The sequence below is a fragment of the Acetobacter sp. genome (assembly GCF_022483985.1).
Taxonomy (GTDB): domain Bacteria; phylum Pseudomonadota; class Alphaproteobacteria; order Acetobacterales; family Acetobacteraceae; genus Acetobacter.
In genome coordinates this window covers 2473875-2496542 of the sequence record NZ_JAKVME010000001.1, presented here as the reverse complement: position 1 = coordinate 2496542, position 22668 = coordinate 2473875, and the positions used below count along the sequence as shown (strand labels likewise).

Annotated in this window: 23 protein-coding genes; 13 read left to right on the top strand and 10 right to left on the bottom strand. The window is 56.9% G+C overall.

Features of this window, described 5'->3' with window-relative positions:
• Nucleotides 1-14 precede the first annotated feature (14 nt).
• The 3 genes from eat to LKE90_RS11045 are packed head-to-tail and all read right to left on the bottom strand — an operon-like array spanning nt 15 to nt 3551.
• A complete protein-coding gene (eat, locus tag LKE90_RS11055) occupies nt 15-1370 on the bottom strand; it encodes an ethanolamine permease (protein ID WP_291493356.1) in 1356 nt (451 codons plus the stop codon).
• Entirely contained in the window at nt 1367-2167 is an 801-nt protein-coding gene (eutC, locus tag LKE90_RS11050) for an ethanolamine ammonia-lyase subunit EutC (protein ID WP_291493355.1), read from the bottom strand. Before eutC ends, eat begins: the two co-directional genes overlap by 4 nt.
• A gap of 1 nt (nt 2168) precedes the next feature.
• A complete protein-coding gene (locus LKE90_RS11045; RefSeq protein ID WP_291493540.1) occupies nt 2169-3551 on the bottom strand; it encodes an ethanolamine ammonia-lyase subunit EutB in 1383 nt (460 codons plus the stop codon).
• A gap of 466 nt (nt 3552-4017) precedes the next feature.
• Between LKE90_RS11045 and LKE90_RS11040 the strand changes: the two genes are divergently transcribed.
• Nucleotides 4018-4533 carry a 3'-5' exonuclease gene (locus LKE90_RS11040; protein WP_291493354.1) on the top strand — a complete coding sequence of 172 codons (516 nt, stop codon included), beginning with the start codon at nt 4018-4020 and terminating at the stop codon, nt 4531-4533.
• 47 nt (nt 4534-4580) lie between these two features.
• On the opposite strand, the gene LKE90_RS11035 is transcribed toward LKE90_RS11040, so the two are convergent.
• Nucleotides 4581-4982 (bottom strand): tautomerase family protein, encoded by a 402-nt coding sequence (locus LKE90_RS11035; protein WP_291493352.1) that lies wholly within the window; start codon nt 4980-4982, stop codon nt 4581-4583.
• Between the two features lie 37 nt (nt 4983-5019).
• Complete coding sequence (locus LKE90_RS11030; RefSeq protein WP_291493351.1) at nt 5020-6369, bottom strand: aspartate aminotransferase family protein; 1350 nt, start codon at nt 6367-6369, stop codon at nt 5020-5022.
• A 354-nt stretch (nt 6370-6723) separates the two neighbouring features.
• On the opposite strand from LKE90_RS11030, the gene LKE90_RS11025 reads away from it, so the two are divergent.
• The 4 genes from LKE90_RS11025 (at nt 6724) to LKE90_RS11010 (ending at nt 9967) form a co-directional block, all read left to right on the top strand.
• Entirely contained in the window at nt 6724-7806 is a 1083-nt protein-coding gene (locus tag LKE90_RS11025; RefSeq protein ID WP_291493350.1) for an MBL fold metallo-hydrolase, read from the top strand.
• Between the two features lie 89 nt (nt 7807-7895).
• Nucleotides 7896-8405 (top strand): ankyrin repeat domain-containing protein, encoded by a 510-nt coding sequence (locus tag LKE90_RS11020; RefSeq protein WP_291493347.1) that lies wholly within the window; start codon nt 7896-7898, stop codon nt 8403-8405.
• A complete protein-coding gene (hisC, locus tag LKE90_RS11015) occupies nt 8402-9481 on the top strand; it encodes a histidinol-phosphate transaminase (RefSeq protein ID WP_291493345.1) in 1080 nt (359 codons plus the stop codon). The genes LKE90_RS11020 and hisC overlap by 4 nt, the downstream gene beginning before the upstream one ends.
• 195 nt (nt 9482-9676) lie before the next feature.
• A complete protein-coding gene (locus LKE90_RS11010) occupies nt 9677-9967 on the top strand; it encodes a hypothetical protein (RefSeq protein ID WP_291493344.1) in 291 nt (96 codons plus the stop codon).
• 278 nt (nt 9968-10245) lie between these two features.
• On the opposite strand, the gene LKE90_RS11005 is transcribed toward LKE90_RS11010, so the two are convergent.
• Nucleotides 10246-11475 (bottom strand): UbiH/UbiF/VisC/COQ6 family ubiquinone biosynthesis hydroxylase, encoded by a 1230-nt coding sequence (locus tag LKE90_RS11005; protein ID WP_291493342.1) that lies wholly within the window; start codon nt 11473-11475, stop codon nt 10246-10248.
• Nucleotides 11476-11688: 213 nt separating this feature from the next.
• On the opposite strand from LKE90_RS11005, the gene LKE90_RS11000 reads away from it, so the two are divergent.
• The 5 genes from LKE90_RS11000 (at nt 11689) to LKE90_RS10980 (ending at nt 16747) form a co-directional block, all read left to right on the top strand.
• Entirely contained in the window at nt 11689-12027 is a 339-nt protein-coding gene (locus tag LKE90_RS11000; protein WP_099347488.1) for a P-II family nitrogen regulator, read from the top strand.
• Nucleotides 12028-12187: 160 nt separating this feature from the next.
• Nucleotides 12188-12529, top strand: a complete 342-nt coding sequence (gene erpA, locus LKE90_RS10995; RefSeq protein WP_291493539.1) for an iron-sulfur cluster insertion protein ErpA — start codon at nt 12188-12190, stop codon at nt 12527-12529.
• 116 nt (nt 12530-12645) lie between these two features.
• Nucleotides 12646-13416, top strand: coding sequence for an exodeoxyribonuclease III (locus LKE90_RS10990; RefSeq protein ID WP_291493339.1), 771 nt, complete (start codon nt 12646-12648; stop codon nt 13414-13416).
• 112 nt (nt 13417-13528) lie between these two features.
• Entirely contained in the window at nt 13529-14989 is a 1461-nt protein-coding gene (locus tag LKE90_RS10985) for an NAD-dependent succinate-semialdehyde dehydrogenase (protein ID WP_291493337.1), read from the top strand.
• Between the two features lie 600 nt (nt 14990-15589).
• The gene (locus LKE90_RS10980; RefSeq protein WP_291493335.1) at nt 15590-16747 is read left to right on the top strand and encodes a Hint domain-containing protein; all 1158 of its coding nucleotides are present in this window, start codon (nt 15590-15592) and stop codon (nt 16745-16747) included.
• 1088 nt (nt 16748-17835) lie between these two features.
• Here LKE90_RS10980 and LKE90_RS10975 read toward each other — a convergent pair.
• Together LKE90_RS10975 and LKE90_RS10970 are read right to left on the bottom strand one after the other, a co-directional pair.
• A complete protein-coding gene (locus tag LKE90_RS10975; RefSeq protein WP_291493333.1) occupies nt 17836-18105 on the bottom strand; it encodes a hypothetical protein in 270 nt (89 codons plus the stop codon).
• Between the two features lie 152 nt (nt 18106-18257).
• Nucleotides 18258-19337 carry an IS5 family transposase gene (locus LKE90_RS10970; RefSeq protein ID WP_011252003.1) on the bottom strand — a complete coding sequence of 360 codons (1080 nt, stop codon included), beginning with the start codon at nt 19335-19337 and terminating at the stop codon, nt 18258-18260.
• A gap of 30 nt (nt 19338-19367) precedes the next feature.
• Between LKE90_RS10970 and LKE90_RS10965 the strand changes: the two genes are divergently transcribed.
• The 3 genes from LKE90_RS10965 (at nt 19368) to LKE90_RS10955 (ending at nt 21165) form a co-directional block, all read left to right on the top strand.
• A complete protein-coding gene (locus LKE90_RS10965; RefSeq protein ID WP_291501462.1) occupies nt 19368-20360 on the top strand; it encodes an RHS repeat-associated core domain-containing protein in 993 nt (330 codons plus the stop codon).
• A 12-nt stretch (nt 20361-20372) separates the two neighbouring features.
• Nucleotides 20373-20804, top strand: coding sequence for a barstar family protein (locus LKE90_RS10960; RefSeq protein ID WP_291492374.1), 432 nt, complete (start codon nt 20373-20375; stop codon nt 20802-20804).
• Nucleotides 20805-20982: 178 nt separating this feature from the next.
• Nucleotides 20983-21165: a hypothetical protein gene (locus tag LKE90_RS10955; RefSeq protein ID WP_291492372.1), complete on the top strand. Its 183-nt coding sequence runs from the start codon at nt 20983-20985 to the stop codon at nt 21163-21165.
• A gap of 118 nt (nt 21166-21283) precedes the next feature.
• Here LKE90_RS10955 and LKE90_RS10950 read toward each other — a convergent pair whose 3' ends face one another.
• Nucleotides 21284-22105 (bottom strand): NADPH-dependent oxidoreductase, encoded by an 822-nt coding sequence (locus LKE90_RS10950; protein WP_291492370.1) that lies wholly within the window; start codon nt 22103-22105, stop codon nt 21284-21286.
• The gene (locus tag LKE90_RS10945; protein WP_291492368.1) at nt 22102-22383 is read right to left on the bottom strand and encodes a putative hemolysin; all 282 of its coding nucleotides are present in this window, start codon (nt 22381-22383) and stop codon (nt 22102-22104) included. The genes LKE90_RS10950 and LKE90_RS10945 overlap by 4 nt, the downstream gene beginning before the upstream one ends.
• Between the last annotated feature and the right edge of the window lie 285 nt (nt 22384-22668).

Genomic DNA, 22668 nt, shown 5'->3' with positions numbered 1-22668 from the left:
CGACTCTGACTGGCTCAGGAAGCCTGCAGACGCTTCTTCGTGGATCTCATCATAAAGAACACTGACAAAATCATTACGAATACGATATAAATCAAGAAGATTATTGTGTTGTAGAAAATAACCGCAGCCAGTGCGACAATTGCGCAACTTAAAGCGAGCGCCGGGAGTATTGGATAGAGCGGTGCACGGTAGGAACGCTCCATGTTCGGCTCCTTGCGGCGCAGCACGAACAGGCTGATCATGCTGAGAATATACATGGTCAGAGCCCCGAACACTGACATCGTGACGAGTGTCGCCGTCAGGGACTGACCGGCGATTGAAATAACATCGTCAGAGAAAATAGCTGCGATTCCCACGATTCCGCCCGCAATGGTGGCGACATAGGGTGTCTGGAATCGTGGATGGATCTTCCCCAGAACAGCAGGGAGGAACCCGGCGCGGGCAAGAGCGAAAATCTGACGGGCATAGCCCATGATGATGCCGTGCAGCGAGGCGACCAGACCGAAAAGTCCAAGCCACACAAGCATGTGCAGCCAGCCGCTGTTGGTTCCGACAACACGTTTCATGGCTTCTGGCAGAGGATCATTCAGATTGGCCAACGCTTTCCAGTCGCCAACGCCACCGGCAAAGATCATCACTCCAAAAGCCAGAGAAACAAGGGTCAGCACACTCGCAATGTAGGCCACGGGAATCGAGCGTTTTGGGTCTTTCGCTTCTTCAGCGGCCATCGCTACGCCTTCGATGGCAAGAAAGAACCAGATGGCAAAAGGAATGGCGGCAAAAATGCCTCCCATGGCCTCAAGACCGAAATGAGGGGCAACGCCCCAGCCGTCATGGATGAAATTGTCCCATGAAAAGGCGGGCGCGACCACGCCCATGAAAACCAGAAGTTCGATAATGGCTGCTATGGTCACAAACAGTTCAAAAGACGCCGCGATATGCACGCCGACAATGTTGAGGGCCATGAAAACGATATAGGCGCCCACGGCAGCCACTTTAGGTGACAGGGCCGGAAACTGCACGTTCAGATAAGCACCAATCGCGAGAGCGATGGCGGGAGGAGCAAAGATGAACTCGACGAGAGTCGCCAGACCGGCAATCAGCCCTCCCAATGGACCCAGCGCACGGAAGCTGTAGGTGAACGGGCCGCCCGCATGAGGTATGGCTGTCGTCAGCTCCGTAAAACTGAAGATAAAGGAGGTGTACATCAGGGCCACAAAGATTGTGGCGATCATGAAGCCAAGTGTTCCGGCCGTGCCCCAGCCATAACTCCAGCCGAAATACTCGCCTGAAATCACAAGGCCAACACCGATGCCCCATAAATGGAAAGCGCTCAGTGTCTTGTTGAGTTTTGTCGCACCCGTGGTCATGCGCGTGTGTCCTTGTCAAGAGCGGCTGGTGTCTGTTCGAGAAGTGTGCTTTCTGGCGCATCATCTTTCAGATCAACGCCTGTCAGTTTTCTGTGCCGTGCTTCACTCATCAGCCATGCGAGCTTGTCAGCCGCGACAGCCGTTTTCAGACCATGCGGATGAATGTTGGAAAGGCAGTTGCGGGCGGAATCCGGGCAGCCAACACGCGGGGCATATGTCAGATAGACACCCATACTGTTCGCAACGCTGAGGCCGGGACGTTCGCCGATCATCATGACCACCATGTTGGCGCCCATGGCCGCGGCGATCTCATCTCCGATCGCAACGCGCCCCTCTTTTGCGATGACGAGAGGCGCGATCGACCAGTCTTTCAGGCGCTCTTTCATCGCGTGATACAGGGCGACCGCGCCTTCAGTCGTGGCAACGGAGGAAAGACCATCCGCTGCGACAAATACAGCGTCCCAACTGCCTTTTTTCAGACTGTCCAGACTTTCGGCGTCAAGACGACGCCCCAGATCAGGCCGCCGAAGATAAGTCGGGCGATCCGGCGCGCGGCTGTGAACGAGCAGGCAGGGCTCATCCTTCAACTGCGCCTGCATCGTGTCGATGTCGAGGGGCGTATGCACGGCGTCACGCGCCTGTGCATGGGCGGCCTGAAATGCGAGAACATCCGTGCTGCGCTGCGCATTTCCGCTGCGTCCCAGTCCGATCCGTGCGCGGGTGAGGGAACGCAGGCCGTGCCACGGGTCCGGGCTGCTGTTGCCGGTCGGTGTGGTGGGGAGGGTCTTGTCCGTCATGTCAGGCAATCATCTGGCCAAGAAGTGTCTGGCTGGGAGACAGGGGCAGCATTCTTTCATTGCTGCTGTCATACAGGCCTATTTTTTCAAGCCATGCTGCGAATTCCGGAGCCGGTTTCAGGTTCAGCAGCGTCCTCAATGTCAGGATGTCGTGGAAGGACAGGCTCTGGTAGTTGAGCATGATATCGTCGGCGCCCGGGACGCCGATCAGGAAGGAAATGCCCGCCGTGCCCAGCAGCACCATCAGGTTGTCCATGTCATCCTGATCAGCCTCGGCGTGATTGGTGTAACAGGCGTCGCAGCCCATCGGGACACCCAGCAGTTTGGCGCAGAAATGATCCTCCAGACCGGCGCGGATGATCTGCTTGCCGTCATAGAGATATTCGGGACCGATAAAGCCCACGACCGTATTGACCAGTAGTGGCCTGTAGGCCCGCGCAACAGCATAGGCCCGTGTTTCGACGGTCTGCTGGTCGATGCCGTGATGCGCGTCGGCGGAAAGGGCAGCCCCCTGCCCGGTCTCGAAATACATCAGGTTGTCGCCAACCGTGCCGCGCTTCAGTCCCTGCGCGGCTTCGTGCGCTTCCTTGAGGATGGCGAGGTTGACGCCAAAACCCTCATTGGCCTTCTGGGTGCCGGCGATGGACTGGAACACCAGATCAACCGCACCGCCACGATTGATGATCTCGATGGTGTTCGTCACATGCGTCAGAACGCAGGTCTGGGTAGGAATGTCGTAATGCTGGCGGGCGTGGTCGAGCATGTCGAGTAGCGCCAGCCCGTTGGCGACACTGTCCGTCGCCGGATTGATGCCGATGACCGCATCGCCCATGCCGTAGAGCAGCCCGTCCAGCGTGGAGGCGGCGATGCCCTTGAGATCATCCGTCGGGTGATTGGGTTGCAGACGGGAAGCGAGGCATCCCTCAAGCCCGATGGTGTTGCGGAATCTGGTGACGACCCTGATCTTGCGCGCAACGCTCATCAGGTCCTGATTGCGCATGATCTTGCTGACGGCGGCGGCCATTTCGGGCGTGATGCCCGGTGCTACGGCGGCGAGTGTGGCTGTGTCGGCTTCGTGCGACAGGAGCCAGTCGCGGAAACCGCCAACCGTCAGATGGGCGATGGGAGCGAACGCGGCCTTGTCGTGCGTGTCCACGATCAGCCGGGTTACCTCGTCTTCGTCGTAGGGAACGAGGTCGGTGTTCAGGAAGGTGGTGAGGGGGAGTTCCGCCAGTGCGTAGCGGGCGGCCATGCGCTGGCCGTCCGATGTGGCGGCAAGGCCCGCCAGTTCATCCCCTGACCTCTGTGAGGAAGCTGCTGCGAGCAGGGCCTTGAGGTCTTCAAATCCGTAGCGTTCTCCGCCGAGCGTATGGTGGAAGCCCATCCCGAAAGCTCCTGACATCCAGTTTCGGGCTATGCCCGGCTTGTGTGACTTGTCGCAGACGCGCAGAACGATGCGTTCTCGAAACATACCGGATATGCGTCAAAACACCAAAGAAGCGCCGTTCAATCCGCAAGCTGTTTCCGCAGGGTAGCGGCGTTTTGCACGGGTTGTGTCAAAAAAACGGTTTTTTCGGAATCGGAAGGTTTTTTGGGTTGAGTATTACGCATATGGAAAAACGTAATCATGAAACAAAAGAACAATTGGCAATGTTTTGACATAAAAATAATACGCTTGGAAAACCGTAAAATTTTTAATTACTTGAAAACAAATAATAAATTTTATTGTTTTCCATTGAATGGACATAAAATGATGCGATATTTCCGATGGAAGTGGGCTGCTTCATCAATTTGGTGGTACGGAAAGCCTGTCGGAAGATCCATCGCAGATAGGCCGCATGGGATACCGTATGTTTATTTTTCTGGATAATGAGGCCTCTTCTCTCGACATCGACAGCTATCCCGTCGAAATCGCCTGGGTCCGGGAGAATGGGCGGAGTGAGAGCTTCCTGATCCGTCCGGAATCTCACTGGACAGACTGGTCGGAAGAAGCCGAAGCCCTGCACGGGCTGAGTCGGGACAGATTACTGCGGGAAGGCAGTCCGGCGGGTGTCGTGGCGCGGCATTTTCTGGCGACCACGGAAAACTGCCGGATCGTCACGGATGCGCCATCCTTCGATCGGGGGTGGCTGCAAAAATTGTGTGAGGTTGTCGGCGAGGAAGCGCCGGCCATCTACCCGGTTCTGGAAGCATGGGTGGAGGCGCTCCGGTCAGCACGCAGGGAGACGTCGGCGCTGGAAGACGCCACCCTGCTGGATCAGGTCCGCATGCGGGAAGAGAAACGGACCAGGCGCAGGCATAGAGCTTTGCCCGATGCGCTGGAGCTGTGGAGGGTCTGGAGAGACCTTCGCGATGATGTGTCGTAACGACGGAGAGGGCGGGCCGGAAATGTACCAGGCCCGCCCTGGTCGCGTCAGCCGCGAAGAGGCAGTTCGCCTGTCAGGAACTGGGCGCGGCCCAGCCCGAACGACCAGTGCGCGTCCTTGTTCTCCACCACGGAAATCATGACGTCGGACGACTTGATTCCGCATTCTTTTTCCAGACGGTCCGTGAGGAGCCGGTAGAACAGAGCGAAACCACCATCGCCACGGGGGCGACTGAACACCTGAAGCAGGATCATGTCCTTCGTGCGGGGAATGCCGAGGCCCGTATCCTCAAGGATCATGTGCGACGGCTTGTGCTCGGTGACGATCTGGTAGCGGTCACCGCGCGGCACCTGAAACGCTTCGAGCATGGCTTCGTGCGCTGTGTCGAGCAGCGTCTTGATCTCGGCTTCGCTGCGGCCTTCATAGACGTGAAAATGCAGAAGAGGCATGAAAATCTCCTTATCTCCGCTGGAAGCGGAACCAGTGTCAGTCCAGTTCGGTAATCAGCTTGCGAACGGTCGCCACCATGTCACGCAGCTGCTCGGGTGTCGAAATGAAGGGAGGGCCGAACGAAACCGTCTCACCGGCGCATCGCAGAAGAAGGCCGTTCTTCAGTCCTTTTTCGAACAGTTCAAGACACCGTGCGCCCGGCGCGCCGTCCCGTGGCTTCAGATCGAAACCTGCTGTCAAACCGATATTGCGGATGTCATGGATCAGGGGCAGATCGCGGAGGCTGTGGATCGCCTCTTCCAGAACCGGCTCCAGTGAGCGGGCGCGGGCAATCAGGTTTTCCTCTTCCATGATGTCCAGAACGGTGTGCGACACCGCCGCCGCCAGCGGGTGGCCGGAATAGGTGTAGCCATGCGCGAACTCGATGGCGTTCTCGGGGCCGGTCATGAAGGTGTTGTAGATTTCATCGGTCACGATCACGCCACCCATCGGCACGATGCCGTTGGTCACGGCCTTGGCGAAGGTGATCATGTCCGGTGTCACGCCGAAACGCTGGGCGGCGAAATTCTCGCCCATGCGTCCGAACCCGGTGATGACCTCGTCAAAAATCAGCAGGATGCCGTGTTTCGTGCAGATCTCGCGCAGACGCTGGAGGTAGCCGACCGGCGGCACCAGAACACCCGTGGAGCCCTGCACGGGTTCCACCATGACAGCGGCGATGGTGGAGGCGTCATGCAGGGCGATGACCCGTTCCAGATCCTCGGCCATTTCTGCGCCCCATTCGGGCTGTCCCTTGGAGAACGCGACCTTGGCGTGGTCGTAGGGGTGGCGGATGTGATCGACGCCCGGCGTCATGATCGTGGCGAACATCTTGCGGTTGGGAACAATGCCGCCGACCGACATGCCGCCCAGTCCGACGCCGTGATAGCCGCGTTCGCGTCCGATCAGGCGGAAGCGACCGCCTTCGCCCCGCAGCCGATGATAGCCGATGGCGGCCTTCAGGGCCGTGTCGGCGGCCTCCGAGCCGGAATTGGCGAAAAAGACGTGCTCAAGTCCTGCTGGCGCCATATTGGCGATGCGTTCGGCGAGCCGGATCGTGACAGGATTGGCGAGCTGGAAGCCTGGCGCATAGTCGAGCGTATCGGCCTGCTTTTTCAGGGCTTCCGAAATCCGGGGGTTGGCGTGCCCGAGAGGGGAGCACCACAGTCCTGAGAGCGTATCGAACAGCTTCACGCCGTCGGCGGTTGTGTAATACGGACCACTGGCGCTCTCAAGAACACGGGCCATGCCCTGTTCCTTCACCCGGCGATTGGCCGTGAAGGGCATCCAGTACCGCCCGTCCCGGAGGGTTTTCGCGCAATCGAACTCGTTTTTCAGTTCCGGCATGACTGCCTCTCATCCTGTCAGGAGATGTGTCGCCGCGCATGTTAGGCGGTCATTGCGGTTTCGTATAGACATGACGCAATATCTTCGGGGAATTTCTGGAAGGTGGCGGGTTTCCGTATGGATTTCATGCTGTGAAATCAATAGGATACTCCGAAGAGTTTCTGTTTGCCGCAATGAGAAAAAAGTTGATCGAATGGTCAGTTTTTGTCCACTCCGCCGCTTCCGGCGCGAGGGCTGGTTGAGGGGAGGTCGAAGCTCTCGTCGGGGTTCGACGGCAAGACAGAAAGCATCCCGTGTCATCGCCATGACGCAGGTTTCAATAGCTTCTTTCCGGTGGAATGCTATTTTCCGTTTATGAAACAGGCCACTCTTCCGCTTTCCGATCATTGCAATGGAGAGATTTTCATCAATCCACCGCTTCCGGAGGACTGGGAGGAAGCGCCGCGCCCTCCTTCATGGCCGGATGCGCCGCATACCGGACGGTCGGGCGTGAAGGCGGGCAGGCGGCGGCGGGGCATAAGGCCGCTGGTGTTTCTGCGCTGGATTCTCTCGACCATTTTCGAAAAGCCGTCACATAATCTGGAGCCGGATGTGGCCGGGAATCCGCATTGCGTGCCGGGGCAGGGGGAAGTCGCCGTCACCTTTATCGGTCACAGCACGTTCCTGCTCAGATACTCCTTGCCGGGTGGCGGCACGCTGTCCGTTCTGACAGACCCGATTTTCTCGGATCGCTGTTCCCCTGCGTCCTTTATCGGACCGAAGCGTTTCAGGCCGCCCGCTTACCAGTTGGCTGATCTCCCCCCGATCGACGTCGTTCTGGTCTCGCATTGCCATTACGATCATCTCGACCTGCCGTCCCTGCGGGCTCTGGCCCGTCGGGATAATCCCGTGGTCGTGACGACGGCGCGGACGGGTGACCTGATTCGCAAGGCCGGTCTGTTGCGGGTGTCCGAACTGGACTGGTGGCGGAGCGTGAGGATCGGTGATCTTGAGATCGTCTGCACACCGGCCCGACACTTCACGCAGCGGGGACTGACTGACGCCGGGAAGCGTCTATGGGGTGGTTTCTTCCTGCGTTTCCCGAAATCGCCGGAGCGCCCCTCGGTCTTCTTCGCGGGTGACACTGCGCACGGACCGCACTGGAGGGAGATACGCACCCGGCTCGGCGCGCCTGATGTGGCCTTGCTGCCGATCGGGGCATACGCGCCGCGTCCGATGCTGCGCAAGGTCCATACGGACCCGGTGGAAGCGGTGGAGGCGTTCCGGCAATTGCAGGCGCGGCAGGGGATCGCCATGCATTTCGGAACATTCCCATTGTCGCAGGAGCCATTGGGAGAGCCGGAACGTTGTCTCAGGGAGACGGCGGACTGGGCCGGACTTGCTCCGGGCGTCTTCGAGGCGCCGGGTTTTGGTGAAACGAGGCTGATAAGCCGGTAACCTCCTTCGCAGAGGCGTCCGAATAACGTAGAAGAAGCCAGCGTTCCGTGTGGGGCGCACAGGCGGTGGAACCGGGAAGGGAGAGTCAGATGCCGGAACATGAAGGCAAGACATTCGATCAGGCGGAAATCGAAACCCTGTTCCTCGAAGCGGCGCGTGACGGTCAGACTGATCTTGTCAGCGAATTTGTTGCGGCGGGCCTGAACCCGGATGTCATGAATGACAAAGGATACACGCCGCTGATTCTGGCCGCCTATAACGGACAGAAAGAGACGGTGAGACAACTGCTCGAATCCGGTGCGTCGGTTGACAGGCCGGACGCCAAGGGCGCGACCGCGCTGGCGGGTGTGGCGTTCAAGGGGGATCGCCCGATTGCCGAACTTCTGATCGCTCACGGCGCAGCCGTGGATGCCGTCAACAATGTGGGGCGTACGCCGCTGATGTTCGCTGTCATGTTCGGGCGCACCGATATGGCGCGCTACCTGCTGGAAGCAGGAGCGGACGCGGAGCGCAAGGATGGCGAAGGCCAGAGCGCCCGCGACATGGCGGTCACGCAGGGACAGCCGGATATGCTCACTCTTTTTGGAATCTCTTCATGAGTCGTTTCTGGAGCCCGCTGGTTCACCGTCTCACGCCTTATGTTCCCGGCGAGCAGCCGCGTCTGACCAACCTCATCAAGCTGAACACCAACGAGAGCCCTTATGGTCCCTCGCCCAGAGCGATCGCGGCGATGCAGGCGGCGACGGACGATACGCTCCGGCTCTATCCCGACCCGGCGTCCCTTGCCCTGCGTGAAGCGATCGCGCGACGGGAGGGGCTGACGGCGGAGCATGTCTTTGTCGGCAATGGTTCGGACGAGGTTCTGGCGCACGCGTTTCAGGCCTTCTTCAACCACGGCGAGCCGGTGCTGTTCGCTGATGTGACCTACAGCTTCTATCCGGTCTATTGCGGTCTGTATGGTCTGCCGTTCGAGACTGTTCCGCTGGATGAAGGGCTGCGTGTCCGCGTCGAGGATTTCAATCGTCCGAACAGTGGCATCGTGCTGGCCAATCCCAACGCGCCGACAGGGATTGCGCTGGGACTTGGGGACATCGAGAAGCTGCTGGCTGCGCATCCGGACCGGGTGGTGCTGATTGATGAGGCCTATGTCGATTTCGGCGCTGAATCGGCCGTTTCACTTGTCAGCCGCCATCCGAATCTTCTGGTGGTCCAGACATTCTCCAAATCCCGGGGACTGGCTGGCCTGCGTGTCGGTTTTGCTGTCGGTGACCCTGCTCTGATCGAGGGTCTGACCCGCGTAAAGGACAGTTTCAACTCGTACCCGCTGGATCGTCTGGCTCAGGCTGGCGCACTGGCGGCCTATGAGGATGAGGGCTGGCTTGCCGAATGCGTCAACAGGGTGATGGCGACCCGGACGGCTCTGTCGGGCTCCCTCGCGGAGCTTGGTTTTGAGGTCTTGCCTTCCAGCGCCAACTTTGTTTACGTTCGGCATCAGGATCGTGAGGCCGCCATGCTGGCGGCCGCGTTGAGAGAAAGGGCGATTATCGTGCGCCATCTTAAAGGCCCGCGAACATCATCCTGGCTCAGGATCACGGTCGGAACCGATGCGCAATGCGCAGCACTGGTGAAGGCGTTGCAGGATATCCTGCACAGGAATGATCAGTCGACGGATTAACGCCGACTTCCATTTTCTGAGCACTTCCCCGCACTCCGAAAACAGACACGTCTCTCACGTCTGTCGTTCTCGCCCGTCGGCAGGACTGGTCAGTCGTAAAGGACAGGTGAGGGAGTCTGTTTTTTCACTTTTTGTTAGAATCTGTCCTCCAGATATGGAGGTAACCTTTTGTCCTGCCTGATTGGGTTTTGAAACATGCGTGCTTTTCACGGCCAGCTTTCGGATAATCAGCCGATCCGCCGTACTCTTGCTGAGAAGCAGAAGCAGCTTCGTGACCTCAAGGAAACGCTGGCATCCATGAAGTCGCACACGGCCCCCGCCCTGCGGGACAGCGTGCGCAAGCGTATCGCCCAGCTTGAGGCCGAACTGACAGCCGCTCCGGCTCTGAAGTCTACATCCGACAACCGGACACAGCGTCCTGCCACGCGCACGGGTGATGCTTCCCGTCGCCCCCGCAGCCGCATCCGTTCAGACCTTACGGGCTGAACGCATACCTGTTGCGCGACGCCTGATGGTGTCGCTACCTGTCGGAACTTACGGTTTCGACAGGCTTCAAAGGTCCGGTTTTTCCGGACCTTTTCTGTTTCTACGGTGACGGACTCCATCTGTCCGACACCATGCCAATGGTCTTTCTGTGGAGGCGGCCTGTCCTGCAGGAAGACTGCTCCCCCACTTGCCCGGGAATGAATGGGTTCCAAAGGTGGGTGCGAGACAGCGCTCCGGGACATTTCCCTGCCGAAAAACGGGAGGAGGAAGCGCCGGGATCAGACGCCCATCGCGTGCTTGACGAACGCCCTGCGCAGACGGGGCAGACGCTGGACGGTGGCAATCCCGACATCCCTTGCAAGACGCAGCACCGGATTGTCATTGCTGAACAGGCGATCAAGGACATCGGTCGCCATAAACATCATCATGTTCGCAGGGCGGCATCGCGCCTGATAACGGGCCAGCAGCGCCGGATTGCCAAGGTCTTCACCCTTGCCGTGAGCCGTAATCAGGATGTCCGAAAGTGCGATCACGTCCCGGAAGCCGAGATTGAGACCCTGCCCGGCAATGGGGTGAATGCCGTGCGCCGCATCGCCAGCCAGAACAAGGCGTGTGGCGGTATAATGGTGCGCGTACTGTGCGGCGAGCGGGTAGACCCAGCGACGTCCGACTGGCGTGACGTCTCCCAGCCGGTCTCCGATGCGACGCTTCAGTTCACGCCTGAACTGCTCTTCCGGCAGGGCTGCGATTCGCTGGGCCATCGCATCTTTTTCGCTCCAGACAATCGCTGAAAGATAGGGATGCTCGTCGGTTCCGGTCATCGGAAGCTGGGCGAAAGGACCGCCCGGCAGGAAATGTTCGAGCGCCCCGTTGTCATGCGGATGTTCGTGAGCGATCGCACAGACGATGCCGCTCTGGCCGTAGGCGAGCTTCGTGATGGGGATACCGGCCTTGGAACGTGTCCGGCTTCCACGACCGTCCGCGGCGACAACAAGCTGCGCCCGGATCGTGCGGCCATCCGTGGTTTTTACGGTCGCGCCGCTCTCGTTGCGCACGATCGAGACGTCGGCGGGCGCGAGAACGGTCACCAGCGGAGAGTCGTGCAGGTTTGCGTTCAGCGCCACACGCAGGGCGCGGGCTTCCGCCATCCAGCCGAACGGCTGGGTCGAGTCCTCGCGGGTAAATTCAAGGGACAGCGAGGAAGGGGGCTGACCCGGTCTGCCATCGGTGACGAGAATATCCTCGATAGGGCAGGGAACCTGCGGGAGATGCTCCCAGACACCGGCGGCTTCCAGAAGATTTTTCGGTCCGGCTGCAATGGCGTAGGCCCTGCCGTCAAATTCCGGGTTCTCCATTGGGGGAAGGGCCGCACGGTCCACGACGGCCACGGGAACGCCGTCACGGGCAAGGCGGCACGCCAGCGTGGCCCCTACAGGACCTGCCCCGATAATGCAGACCGCGACATCCGTGACTGTTTCGCCAGCGCCCTGTTCCGCCATACTGGACATACCAAGGTCTCCATGAATTCAGCAATTTACGCCGGGCCTGTCCGTGCAGGAAACATCCCGGTCCCAGTGGCGGAACTCATGACACGCTTTATGCGTTCGGGCTATCCCGAGCGATGTCATCCATATGACGTGACAGGAGGGAAACAATATGCTTCCTTGGCAAAGCCATTACGGCATCGTTGTGAATTTTCTCGTGATTAAAGAGGAACTGGGATGAAGCTCGTCACGGCAATTATCAAGCCCTTCAAGCTCGACGACGTCCGCGACGCGCTCTCGCCGTTGGGAATCCAGGGGCTGACCGTGTCTGAAGTCAAGGGATTCGGTCGTCAGAAAGGGCAGACCGAGATTTATCGCGGCGCTGAGTATCATGTCAGCTTCCTGCCCAAGATCAGGATTGAAATCGCAACTTCCGACGCCCTCGTCGATCAGGTGGTCGAAGCCATCCTCCAGTCCGCGCATACCGGCAAAATCGGTGATGGAAAGATTTTCGTGAGCGATCTCAGCCGCGTCGTACGTATCCGTACACGCGAAAGTGGTGACGAGGCGCTTTAATCGGTTCCAGTCCTCCGCCAGTCTGATGGAGGCTGCCAACGGGCATCGGTTGCGTGTCCGCGCCGACTCCTTCAGGGGGGCTTCATGAATGCTTCTGTCATGGAGCATTCGTGCTAGTGCCCCTCTTCACATTGACGCTTCCGCAACCCATTATCTCTCCATGACCCAGAATTTCACCGTTTCCGACGCCGCCGCCAGACGCATTGCCGAGATCATCGCGACGAAGGGCGAGGCTGAATCAGCATCTGCCCTGCGCGTCTCCGTTTCGGCTGGGGGATGTAACGGCTTTCAGTACGAGTTCAAACTCGATCCGGAGACTGCGCCCGATGACTTCGTTGTCAGCAGCAACGGCGTCCGCGTGGTGGTCGATCCGGTCAGTCTGGACCTGATGAACGGTGGCGAACTCGATTTTGTCGACAAACTGATGGGCGCGCATTTTACGGTGAAAAATCCGAATGCAGCTTCCGGGTGCGGGTGTGGCACGAGCTTTTCGCTCGCCTGACGCCATCACCCCTTCATCATGACCCGTTTTCTTCCTAGCCAGAGAATGGGGCCATCCGTCGGGTCTGCGGTTGCAGGCCGCTCCGAACACCCGGATCACAAGGCCGTCCCAACGCCATGAAAATCGCGACCTGGAATGTCAATTCCATCCGCCAGCGTCAGTCTCTTGTCCTCGACTGGCTGAAGCGCAACGAACCGGACCTGCTTCTGTTGCAGGAAATCAAGTGTGAGGACCATCTGTTCCCCGCTTCCGTCTTTGAGGAAGCCGGTTACATCACCCATTGTGTCGGACAGAAATCCTACAACGGTGTGGCGGTTCTCTCCCGTCGTCCTGTCGAGGTACTGGCCCGCAGCCTGCCCGGTCTGAGCGATCCTGAGCCACCGGCGCGCTATATCGAGGTCCGGCTTGATTCCCTGACAGTAGGCAACCTGTATCTTCCCAACGGCAATTCCGGCGGTGAAGCCGGTTTTCTCGGGAAGCTGGAATTTCTGGACGCCCTTGCCCGTCATGCGGAAGCCATGCTGCGGGCGGATAAGGATTTCATTCTGGCAGGCGACTACAATGTCTGTCCGACTGACAGGGATCTCGCGCCGGGTGCGCTGTCCGCCACGGATGCGCTTGTCCGTCCCGAAAGTCGCGCTGCTTTCAGGCGGCTGTTCTGGCTTGGTCTGACGGACGCCGTGCGTGCGCTTCACCCGGACGAGACGGTCTATACGTTCTGGGATTATCAGGCCGGAGCTTTCAACCGTGATCTGGGACTCCGTATCGACCATCTTCTGCTCTCGCCCGTTGTGGCCGAGCGTCTGGTCACGGCAGGACCGGACAAGGCCGAGCGGGCGATGCCGCAGCCGTCCGACCATGTTCCCGTCATGATCACGCTGGCGTAAGAACTCTTTCAGAGACAGAACTATGAGCTTGTCTGATGTGGTGTAGCATCCCGCGCCGTGACAGGTCTAAAGCCTGTGTCTCAACAGAATACCGCTTATCCGGAGGTCCATCATGGGCATTGCAAACCTTTCCGATCCGTCCCTTTTCCGTGAACAGGCCTATATTGCGGGCGAATGGATGGCGTCTTCTTCCGGCAGGACGCTGTCCGTCACCAATCCGGCGACTGGCGAAGTAATCGGAACGATTCCGGCCTGTACGGCAGCGGAGACCCAGCGGGCTATCGAAGCCGCGGACCGGGCTCAGAGCAAGTGGAAGACCACCACGCCTGATGAGCGGGCCGATCTGCTGATGGCATGGTACGACCTGATCCTTCAGAACGCCGATGATCTGGCGCTCATCATGACGGTCGAGCAGGGCAAGCCCCTGTCTGAGTCGAAGGGTGAGGTGAAATACGGAGCCACTTTCATCAAGTGGTTCGCGGAAGAAGCCCGTCGGATCAATGGAGCCGTCATCACGCCGCCGCAGAAGGACCGTCGCGTCCTCACCGTAAAGCAGCCGGTCGGCACCACTGCCGCCATCACGCCGTGGAACTTCCCCAACGCCATGATCACCCGCAAGTGCGGCCCGGCTTTCGCCGCCGGATGCAGCATGGTGCTCAAGCCGTCCGAACTGACGCCTTATTCCGCGCTGGCGCTTGCCGTTCTGGCTGAGCGCGCCGGTCTGCCCAAGGGCCTGTTCTCTCTCGTGACCGGTGATGCGAAGGAAATCGGCCCCGAACTGACCTCCAGCCCGGTCGTGCGCAAGCTGTCCTTTACCGGCTCCACGCATGTCGGGGCACTGCTGATGAAGCAGTCAGCCGACACCATCAAGCGCCTGAGTCTGGAGCTTGGCGGCAACGCACCGTTCATCATCTTTGATGATGCTGATCTGGAAACGGCTGTCGCTGGCGCTCTGGCCAGCAAGTTCCGCAACGCCGGACAGACCTGCGTCTGCGCCAACCGGATTTTTGTGCAGGACGGCATTCATGACCGGTTTGTCGTCCGGATGAAGGAAGAAGTCGCCAAATTCAAGATCGGTAACGGGCTTGAGGATGGTGTCACCATGGGACCGCTCATCAACGAAAGCGCCGTGAAAAAAGTCCGCGAGCATGTCGAGGACGCTCTGTCCAAAGGGGCGACCTATGTCAGTGCTCCGCTGGAAACGAATGGTAATTTCGCTACTCCGGTCGTGCTGGAAGGTGTGACGACGGAGATGCGCGTGTTCAGCGAAGAGACGTTCGGGCCGCTGATGCCGATCTTCAGGTTCAGCGATGAAGCGGAGGCAATCCGCAAGGCCAATGACACGCCATTCGGTCTGGCCAGCTACTTCTTCACGAGCGATATGAGCCGCGCATGGCGGGTTGGCGAGTCGCTTGAATACGGCATGGTTGGGGTGAATACCGGCATGGTGTCGATGGAATGCGCTCCGTTTGGCGGTGTGAAGCAGTCTGGTCTGGGCCGTGAAGGTGGTGCGGAAGGAATTGAGGAATTCCTTGAGACCAAGGCGCTGCATATGGCGGGCCTGAAACTGTAAGATTCAGCTTTTTATCCAGCTGGAATTCTGTTCTGGCTGGATATCTTTCTATTTATAATGTTCGGGATTTATTTTCCTGAACTGATAGTCCTTGCGGTCGAGATGATGAATCTCTGCTGTAAAGCGCAGCAATTATATATCTGTTCCGAGAGCGCTCAGGAGTTCGTCGCAAGAGACGATTTGTATCAAAATAGATAAAATCATAAATTTTTGGTTAATTTGTAAAATAAAACCTTTCTATCTTCATTGATAATTAATACAATAGGAAAAAATTAACTCCTTGATGGGGATGTGCGCGTCATGGCTGTATATAGTCTCAATTCACAAGGTGCTTCCCTTTATACTGGTGGTAGTACGTTCAGTAAAAACGGCACAAACTATATCAATGTAAACGCCTCTGGCACGACAATATATCTTGATTCCATAACCCAGGCATCGTCCGGAACCCAAGTTTATATTAACCAGAACAATAACTCCAATTTTAGTATTGAGATTTCTGCTGGAAATATCTCGCCTGATTCCAGTGCGGTCTATAATGCGAATACCAACATAACGATCATCAACTACGAAACCACGGATGGCAGGAACATATCCTTCCGTGTGGTCGGTGACTTTCTGAATCTGGGACCATCCATTGAGTCCGGGTCGCATTACGTTCAGAAAAATCTTACGGACATCGTCCCGAAAACTGGAGATTATTACGAAATCACAGCCTGCTTCCTTGCTGGCACCATGATTTCAACTGTCGATGGTGAGCTTCCTGTCGAGGATGTTCAGGAAGGCGCTCTGCTTCGCGCCTATTCAGGTGAGGGCGCACCGGCTGCGCCCGTCCGCGTGGTGTGGGTGGGTAAATCCCATGCTGTCGTGCGCTCGTCCGACCATGATGATGTTGCGGGTTATCCGGTGCGCGTGCTGCAAAACGCCATTGCAGAAGGCGTTCCCGCGCAGGACATGCTCGTAACCGCTGAACACTGCCTTTTTCAGGAAGGTGCGTTCGTTCCGGTACGTATGCTGGTCAACGGCACGTCGATTTTCTACGACAAATCCATTCTGTCGTATGATTACTATCATATCGAAACAGAAGAGCACGCCATTATCGAAGCCAATGGAACGCTTACGGAAAGCTATCTGGATACTGGCAACCGTCACTCATTTCGGCAGATCGCCGGTATGTCACGGATCGGTGGAACGGGTCTGCTCTGGGAGCGTGACGCGGCTGCGCCACTGAAAACAGATATGGCGTTTGTCGAGCCGATTTTTCGTCGGATTGAAGCGCGTGCGGAAGCGTGCGGCTATCTGCCGCGGCAGAAACAGGTGTCCCTGACGCAGGACCCCGGGCTTCATCTCGTTACCGATAACGGCCATGTAATTCGTGAATCACGACAGGTCGACGGTTACACGACGTTCAGGCTTCCTGCTGGCGTCAAGTCGGTGCGGATTGTTTCCCGTGTCAGTCGGCCATGTGATGTCGTCGGGCCATTTCTGGATGACCGTCGTCTCATGGGGGTGGCGGTCGTACAGATCAAGCTGTTCGATGACGGTAAACCGCATGTGCTTTCGTCCTATCGCCAACAGGAAATCCTTTCAGGCTGGTGTTCTGTGGATGCTGGAGAGACGCGCTGGACCAGCGGAGATGCCTTGCTCCCGCTTGAAGGTCGCGTGAGTGGAGTCTTTACGCAGCTTGCGATCCAGATTGTCGCGGGAGGCCCTTATGCGGTTCATGACACAGTGGATATGGCTGACGTCCTGAATGCATGATTGAGATCATATTCAGAGAGGAAAATCGCTGCCGCGTAGCGTAACAGGATCACGCCTTTTACCCCGCGTCTGTGCTTTCCTCTCTGTTTTATGATAAATCTGCAAAAGCGTAATGTGATCCGGCAGGGAAAACGTCTTCGCAGACGCGCGTTCGCTGCTGGATTTATCACTCTTCAGTCTGTCGCCATTGCCTGCGTATCGCGTGGATTCAGATTTCCAGACGCGATTTGCGATTGCTTCAGGCTATTGAAGAAGATTTCGACTGGTGTCTTATCTTCTGCGAATGCAGTAAAGGTGTTGGTTTTTCCTGCATCTGGAAATTACAGATAAGGATGGACGTCATTTAAATAGACTCTCTGAACTATGCTGACGTCTTCCAGAGGATTTTGTTTTCAGTTTTTCTGTATTGCCGAAGCGCCAGTCTTACGCTCATGATGGTGTTAGGTGAAAACGAAGTTATCGTGTCTCACTCAGGATCAGGTTGATGATTTTATTTTCGTATAGATTATATATAGTTTAAATATATTTGCATTTTTATTTTTGAAGAAATTGAAGATATTTTTTCTCTTCTGTCTTATCTGTATGAATGCTTCGGGATTTTTTTGTCGTTTCATTTTCTGGGGCGAGTTTTCAAAATGTTCAGATTAGATTTCTGATCGAAAGAATAAATATTCATTTCGGACACAGCTATTCCGCCAGACTGAAAAACGGAAAAGGCTGAACTGTTATGTGTTTTGTCGGTTAACTTCGCTGTATTGCCGTGATAGACGAAAATCGTGAAGCAATCCCTGAACACCTTCCAAGATATTCTCGATCTCTCTGCCGGTCTGTGGCGATGATTCTCCCGGATGGTCTCGTCGGACCGAGACCGTATAGGACGAACGCGACACCCTGTCCGGCGTTACCTTTGATGGGCAGACAGTCGCTTCCTTCAGTGGGGACGTTCTGGGTCGCGAGATCAGCCAGACGGCAGGCGCTGTCACCACCTGTTCGGATTACGCCCCTCAGGGTCGTCTTCTGCGCCAGTCAGGAAGCAGCTGGAACGGCGACTTCATCACGGAACGCGGCTACGAATAGGATGCCGCGGATCAACTGACGGCCTTTCCGACCATCTCGGGGGCCTGACCCGCTACGGCTATGACGCCGCCGGGCGTCTTCTGAGCGCGTCGGGCGACGCGGGCTTGGAATATTTTGCCTTTGACCCTGCGGGCAACATACTCGGCGAGAACGGTGGGTCCGGACAGGCCACGGGTGACCGCCTGCTGTTCTCCGGCGATCGGAAATTCTCGTATGACCGCTGCGGCAACCGTGTGCGGGAAGTGCGCGGCGCAGGCGGTCGTGTTGAGACCCTCTATCATTACCGTGCGGATAACCAGCTGGAGGGTTCGAAAAACCTTTGATTGACTTCTCTTGTGCCTGATTTCAGGTTTTTAGCGTGTTGACTGCTGCTTCCCTGGTCTAACTTTTACTCTGGGTTTTGAGCAGAGCGATGGTTTCCTGCTCTGGATTGCTACGCGGCGGCGTTAATCCGCTCCAAGAGGAGAAAGCGGCGCATATTATAGACGATATTGGCCAGCCCGACCCTCATGGTGGCCCGCGTTATGCCTACGGTTCGGACGAACAGCCCCGTCTGTGATTTCTGATCGGCAAAGACATGCTCGACACGCGACCGGATAACGGACTTTCCTGCGTTGGATCTCTGGATATGGCGTGGCATAGGCTTGAGATGCGGCTTTTTCCTGTGAACCTTCGAGACAAAGCCCTGCTTTTCCATGAAGTCCTCATTGGCTTTTGAGCGGTAGGCTGTGTCTGCCCAGACCGTTGAAGCTGTATTGCTTTTATCAAGCAGGCCCTCCCTCAATCGCGCGCCATCACTGGCGGCGGCATCTGTCGTCTTCCATTTGCGGATCAGCCGAAATTTCCGGTCGATGGAGATGTGCGATTTATAGCCAAAGAACGGGATGGCCAGATCTGTTGCAGGGATACTCCCGTCCTCCTGTCGCTTCGCTTTCGTGAACTTCAGGGTCCAGCGCGCATGCCTGTCCTTGTGGGACAGCTTTGACGGCTTGTCCTGCCAGTCCTGAGGGATCCGTCCTTCACGCAGATCCGCCTTCTCCGCATTGGTATTGCGCTGCTTCGGAGCCGCTACCAGCGTGGCATCCAGGATCTGGCCTGACATCGGCAGATAACCAGCGTTACGCAGGGTTGCGTCAAAGCGATTGAACAGACCACCAATCGCACCAGCCTGGGTCAGACGCTCTCGAAACAGCCATACCGTTCTGGCATCAGGTACACGGTCCGACAGCCCCAGACCTAAAAAGCGCATGAAGGAGAGACGGTCGTTGATCAGGTATTCCGTCCGTTCATCGGACAGATTGTTGAGTGTCTGGATCACCAGGATCTTGAACATCAGCACCGGATCAAACGGTGGACGCCCGCCTTTGCTCCCGTCTGAATAGGCCAGTGCCTTGTCCAGTTCCGGGCGGAACACCTCAAAATCCACAGTCCGGGAAAACGCTTCAAGCTGGTCGCCAAGACCGCTTAACCGAGCAAGCCGCTCTTCAACGTCAAAAAATCCCGCCTGTTTCATAGCGCCATTCCTCCAACCAGAACCAGAAAAATGGAATCACAGCGTAGGCCTCAATACCAAGAGGTTTTTAGAACCCTCCAGCTTGCTTCGGTGGAGGAGCGCAGCCGTCTTGGCGTGAAGATGACGCGGTTTGCGTATGACGCGCTGGGGCGGCGGACGGAGAAAGTGTTCACGGCGCACGGGCCTGTTGCGGCGAACGATGCTGTTTCTGCTCCGGTGCAGATGGTGCATACCCGTTTTCTGTGGTCTGGCAACGTGCTGCTGGCGGAGGGTCTGGACGATCAGCCTCTTGCGACGGTGTATCTGCACGAACCGGGCACGTTCCGTCCTCTGGCGCTGATCCGCGCTGGGGCGGTGTGTCACTACCATCTGGACCATCTTGGCACACCACGTGAGGTGACGAACGATGACGGCCGGATTGTCTGGCAGGCGCGCCTAAAGGCGTGGGGCGGGACGGCGCGTGTTACGTGCGATGGGGTGTCACAGCCGATCCGTTTTCAGGGCCAGTATGCGGATGCTGAGACGGGCCTTTATTACAACCGGTTCCGGTATTACGCGCCTGACGAGGGTCGGTATCTCCAGCAGGACCCGATCGGTCTTGCGGGCGGCGTCAATGTTTCAGCGTATGTGGCGGCGCCGACGACATGGGTTGATCCGTTTGGACTGGCAGGGAGTTGTGGGGGAGGAAGCAAAAAGCCAAATATTTCACGGATTACACCTGGTTCGTTACCAGCAGAAGAGGAACAATCTGTTCAAAAAACATTAAATCATATTGATAACGGAACTGTTCCGAATGATCCGACAAAGGTAAAATGGGGAACTAAATTTAAGAATTATCAAGGAGAATTGCCGGGTGGGCAAGGAGATCAATCTCCATATCAAGAATACAGGGTGTTGCCTGATCCCAGTACAAATGGAGCTGGGCCAAGGCGAGTGGTTGTGAATACACAGACTAACGAGTTTTATTATACTTGGACGCACTATGGTGACGCAGGTGATCCTTCTTTCGTTCAGATTAGGTGATTTATGATATATATGATAAAAAACAATTTCAAAAGTTATAATGAAGAAGATTTTAGATCTGTTTTTAAGATTGTTATCTCTAATAATATTAAGAATAAAAGTGATTTTTTTCTGGCTATAAAGGAGAATTTTTTATTAGATCCGCCTATTAATAGTTTAAATTGGGATGCTTTATCAGATTCTTTTTACGAATCTATAAATAATTTGGAAGAAAAAAAAATATTAATAATTTTTGAAAATCTTATTGACTTTTTTTATTTAAAAAAATATGACTTTATTGTTTCATTAAATATATTGAATGATTTATCAGAAGAGATATTTTCTCCACCTAAGAAGTTAAAAATTTATATTGTTTTTGATGGAAATGGAAATACGAAACAACTCCTCTCAAATGATTTAGAACATCTGCAAATCGTCTGGGGGCCTGACCCGCTACGGCTATGACGCCGCCGGGCGTCTTCTGAGCGCGTCGGGCGACGCAGGCTCTGAATATTTTACCTTTGACCCTGCGGGCAACATACTCGGTGAGAACGGCGGATCCGTACAGGCCACGGGCGATCGTCTGCTGCTCTCCGGTGACCGGAAATTCTCGTATGACCGCTGCGGCAACTGTGTGCGGGAAATGCGCGGCGCAAGCGGTCGTGTCGAGACCCTCTATCATTACCGTGCGGATAACCAGCTTGCCTCGGTGGAGGAGCGCAGCCGTCTTGGCGTGAACATGACGCGGTTTGCGTATGACGCGCTGGGGCGACGGACGGAGAAAGTGTTCACGGTATCAGTCATTCATTCAGGGGCATGGCTGTAGTTCTTCGCGAACAGAGGTCGCAAATCAACCAGACTGACAGCCAGCGCAGTCCGCTCGCTGTCAGTCTGTTCACTGTGCCTGTATCAAACCTTACGCAAAAAGCGATGGACACTGCGCCCTATCGCAGGCCAAACCCCTGCTTCGCCAGAACCTCACGCAACCGCTCCCGGCCATGCAATCCTTTTGGTGAGGCGAGACGTGGCAGTATTGCGTCTACCCAGCGTTTCTCAGGAAGCCCTTCCGTTTTCTGGAAGGCGGCATAGACCTCGTTATAGCGGGTAATCGCTTCCTGCTCGCCGCTCGCATCATACTGTTCACGATGCAACACGACGGACTGTGCAAGGCGCGGCTTGATATGAGCCGGTCTGTCCGGGTCCGGAAAACCGACACTCAGACCGAATGCCACGGCTGTCAGGGGCGGCAGATTCAGTTCCCTCGCCACTTCCTCGCTATGGTTACGCATCCCGCCGAGATAGACGATGCCGAGGCCGACGGCTTCGAAGGAGGCGACGGCGTTCTGCGCGGCGATGCCCGCATCCACGGCTCCAACCATGAACGTGTCGAGATAATCAAGGTTGTCCGTCGGACGCCCCTCAGCCTCGCCGATCCGTTTCAGTCGTCCGCAATCGATCAGCCAGACCAGAAGCAGCGGCGCTTCCCGAATGTGGGCCTGATTCCCTGCAAGCGCGGCCAGTCTGTCCCTGCGGGCCTGATCCTCGATCGCCACCACGCTCCATATCTGCATGTTGGAGGACGTGGAGGCTGACTGTGCGGCAGCAATGGCGGCTTCCAGCGCACCATCGGGCAGGGGCGTATTCAGATAGGCGCGCACGGTACGGTGGGCCAGCAGGCTCTCCGTGACGGTATCCGGCGTCACGGACGGCGCAGGGACATCCGTTCCATAGCGTTCTTCCCACAGCGCTTTGAAATGATCGCTCATTGGGCTTTCCCTCCTTCAGCTCTGGGATGATCCCGTCGGAAAAGCGCCCATTCCTCCATGGAGGTGCCGTCCGGCAGGTGACAGATGCCGTGTACACCCTCCGCGTCACGCCTGAATTCCAGGCGCCCGCCTATTTTCTGGCAATAGACCGAAGCGGGATTGGCCATGCCGATCTTCGGTGGTCCGCCAGTCTGCCCATCTGAGTCCGCAGCACAGGCGGACACTGCGCCGACCAGCAGGGCCGAGGCGCCCACCATCATGATTTTGCGATATGTCACCGTCTGTCCTTTCCTGTGGCCTTCCGCTTGATCAGCCATCATATGATCCGAATGAACCAGCGGACAATCACGTCCAGCCTGCTTGTTTCCGCAGCGCCGTGTCCATGGCGGAAAACGCGCCTTATCGAGACAGGGCGGAGATGGGAAAGGCAGCCGGTCGGGTCTCGTCAGCGCCGCGCAATAAAAATGTCATGTACTGTTACGGCATTCCAAGGTTGCCCGGTTGATGACCGTTCAGTAATGGTCGCCCGTGTCAGAAAGCGGAGCGTCTGATTCATGAATGGT

Coding starts and splice junctions, on each gene's coding strand:
- eat (WP_291493356.1), bottom strand. CDS start 1,370: ATGACCACGGGTGCGACAAAACTCAACAAGACACTGAGCGCTTTCCAT.
- LKE90_RS10970 (WP_011252003.1), bottom strand. CDS start 19,337: ATGAAACAGGCGGGATTTTTTGACGTTGAAGAGCGGCTTGCTCGGTTA.
- LKE90_RS10990 (WP_291493339.1), top strand. CDS start 12,646: ATGAAAATCGCGACCTGGAATGTCAATTCCATCCGCCAGCGTCAGTCT.
- LKE90_RS11025 (WP_291493350.1), top strand. CDS start 6,724: ATGAAACAGGCCACTCTTCCGCTTTCCGATCATTGCAATGGAGAGATT.
- LKE90_RS11030 (WP_291493351.1), bottom strand. CDS start 6,369: ATGCCGGAACTGAAAAACGAGTTCGATTGCGCGAAAACCCTCCGGGAC.
- LKE90_RS10975 (WP_291493333.1), bottom strand. CDS start 18,105: ATGATAGAGGGTCTCAACACGACCGCCTGCGCCGCGCACTTCCCGCAC.
- LKE90_RS11045 (WP_291493540.1), bottom strand. CDS start 3,551: ATGGGCTTCCACCATACGCTCGGCGGAGAACGCTACGGATTTGAAGAC.
- LKE90_RS11010 (WP_291493344.1), top strand. CDS start 9,677: ATGCGTGCTTTTCACGGCCAGCTTTCGGATAATCAGCCGATCCGCCGT.
- LKE90_RS11040 (WP_291493354.1), top strand. CDS start 4,018: ATGTTTATTTTTCTGGATAATGAGGCCTCTTCTCTCGACATCGACAGC.
- LKE90_RS10960 (WP_291492374.1), top strand. CDS start 20,373: ATGATAAAAAACAATTTCAAAAGTTATAATGAAGAAGATTTTAGATCT.
- LKE90_RS11020 (WP_291493347.1), top strand. CDS start 7,896: ATGCCGGAACATGAAGGCAAGACATTCGATCAGGCGGAAATCGAAACC.
- LKE90_RS11035 (WP_291493352.1), bottom strand. CDS start 4,982: ATGCCTCTTCTGCATTTTCACGTCTATGAAGGCCGCAGCGAAGCCGAG.
- LKE90_RS10985 (WP_291493337.1), top strand. CDS start 13,529: ATGGGCATTGCAAACCTTTCCGATCCGTCCCTTTTCCGTGAACAGGCC.
- eutC (WP_291493355.1), bottom strand. CDS start 2,167: ATGACGGACAAGACCCTCCCCACCACACCGACCGGCAACAGCAGCCCG.
- erpA (WP_291493539.1), top strand. CDS start 12,188: ATGACCCAGAATTTCACCGTTTCCGACGCCGCCGCCAGACGCATTGCC.
- LKE90_RS11005 (WP_291493342.1), bottom strand. CDS start 11,475: ATGTCCAGTATGGCGGAACAGGGCGCTGGCGAAACAGTCACGGATGTC.
- LKE90_RS10950 (WP_291492370.1), bottom strand. CDS start 22,105: ATGAGCGATCATTTCAAAGCGCTGTGGGAAGAACGCTATGGAACGGAT.
- LKE90_RS10965 (WP_291501462.1), top strand. CDS start 19,368: ATGGAATCACAGCGTAGGCCTCAATACCAAGAGGTTTTTAGAACCCTC.
- LKE90_RS11000 (WP_099347488.1), top strand. CDS start 11,689: ATGAAGCTCGTCACGGCAATTATCAAGCCCTTCAAGCTCGACGACGTC.
- LKE90_RS10955 (WP_291492372.1), top strand. CDS start 20,983: ATGCGCGGCGCAAGCGGTCGTGTCGAGACCCTCTATCATTACCGTGCG.
- hisC (WP_291493345.1), top strand. CDS start 8,402: ATGAGTCGTTTCTGGAGCCCGCTGGTTCACCGTCTCACGCCTTATGTT.